Source organism: Actinobacillus ureae ATCC 25976 (genome assembly GCF_000188255.1).
Taxonomy (GTDB): Bacteria; Pseudomonadota; Gammaproteobacteria; order Enterobacterales; family Pasteurellaceae; genus Actinobacillus; species Actinobacillus ureae.
The window spans coordinates 1-1,046 of record NZ_GL831095.1 but is presented as its reverse complement, the minus strand read 5'-3'; the positions used below and the strand labels follow the sequence as shown (position 1 = coordinate 1,046).

2 protein-coding genes are annotated in these 1,046 nt (G+C 36.5%); both read left to right on the top strand.

All coding sequences use genetic code 11. From position 1 onward, the window contains the following. Positions 1–240: 240 nt before the first annotated feature. Entirely contained in the window at positions 241–585 is a 345-nt protein-coding gene (locus HMPREF0027_RS11215) for a YgiW/YdeI family stress tolerance OB fold protein (protein ID WP_005625440.1), read from the top strand. Positions 586–666: 81 nt separating this feature from the next. Next, positions 667–1,035: a YgiW/YdeI family stress tolerance OB fold protein gene (locus HMPREF0027_RS11210; RefSeq protein ID WP_005625437.1), complete on the top strand. Its 369-nt coding sequence runs from the start codon at positions 667–669 to the stop codon at positions 1,033–1,035. The last annotated feature ends 11 nt before the right edge of the window (positions 1,036–1,046 follow it).

Genomic DNA, 1,046 nt, shown 5'->3' with positions numbered 1-1,046 from the left:
TTTGGGCTTCTTATTCTTTAATGCTCATCAAGCTCAATCAACTTTTCCCACCATTTTTTAGTAAAAAGGTAAAAAATTTTTACTTCTTAAGATTTCGTTAAGATCTGTTTGGTTTAATACACACATCGATAAGGCACGCACTTCACATTTGTGTTTTATTTAACGACTGTTTATTTTTTAATTTTTTATTTCCTTGATTTTTATCTTAGTTATTTAACGACTTTTACTCGGAGCAAATTTATGAAAAAACTTTTAGCTTTAACTGCAATTTTCGCAATCTCTTTACCGGCAATGACTGGATTTGAAAACCCAACCTCAGCGAATGACGATGGCTTTAAATCTAACCGCACAAACGTTCAAGCTGCAGCAATCAAGAACGTAGCACAAGCAAAGAAAGCAGGTGATAACGCACATTTTTCAATGACTGGAAACATTATCAATTGCTACGATAACGATGATTGTACCTTCAAAGATTCAACCGGTTCTGTACATATTGATGTTGAAGACGGTGCATGGCAAGGCAAAACAGTAAATGCAAATAACCGTGTGCGTATTTCAGGCAAAGTTGACCTTGATGACGGCTGAGTGACTTTAGATGTAAATAACATCACTGTTTTAATATAATCTAATAACCATAAACAATAAAAATTTAATTAGGAATTTTCGATGAAAAAAGTATTAGTTTTAACGACGCTTCTCTCTTTATCTGCAACTTCAGTGGCAAATTTTGAAGGCCCTGCCGCACAGCAAGGCGGTTTTAGCGGTGAAGGAACAAAAACACCTCCGACTTCCGTTGCACAAGCACTCGAAGCGTGGGACGATGCACCGGTAAAATTAACCGGCTATATCACCAAGCAAATCGATCACGATGAGTTCTATTTTAAAGATGCTAGCGGTGAAATTAAGATCGAAGTGGAAGATCACGCTTGGAACGGACAAAATGTCACCCGGAAAGACAAAATTACCATTGAAGGTAAAGTAGATAAAAATGACTGGGGTAAATCCAGCATTGATGTATATAGCATTAAAAAATAAGGGGCTGTAGT